This window comes from Oceaniferula flava (assembly GCF_016811075.1).
Lineage (GTDB): Bacteria > Verrucomicrobiota > Verrucomicrobiia > Verrucomicrobiales > Akkermansiaceae > Oceaniferula > Oceaniferula flava.
The window spans coordinates 1-374 of the sequence record NZ_JAFBGL010000049.1 but is presented as its reverse complement, the minus strand read 5'-3'; the positions used below and the strand labels follow the sequence as shown (position 1 = coordinate 374).

At 44.9% G+C, this 374-nt stretch carries 1 protein-coding gene; it reads left to right on the top strand.

The window, feature by feature from the left end:
* The coding region (locus JO972_RS16775; protein WP_309491241.1) for a GIY-YIG nuclease family protein at positions 1-305 on the top strand (305 nt) is incomplete at its 5' end.
* Positions 306-374 lie beyond the last annotated feature (69 nt).

Here is a 374-nt window from a genome sequence, read left to right as displayed (position 1 = left end):
GGACGGCTTTTTTGTTATCTGTAATCATCGATTATCAAGTTTACATCATCGAAAACCCATCGGGCAAAATTTACATCGGCATTTCCGAAGATGTAACGATTCGAGTCGTGCAACACAACGATGGCATGTCGAAATGGACAGCATCCTATCGTCCATGGAAATTAAAATGGCGTAGCGTTCGCATGAGTCTTGGTGACGCTCGAAAATTGGAAAACAAAATGAAACGTCAAAAAGGAGGGTCAGGATTAAAAACACTGATGCACGTTTACTCGGCTGAGCAGCCAGGTAGCTCGTCAGGCTCATAATCCCGCGCCTGCGGGATCGTAGGTTCAAATCCTACCCCCGTAACCAATTTAAAAAGCCGTTCTCTTAAG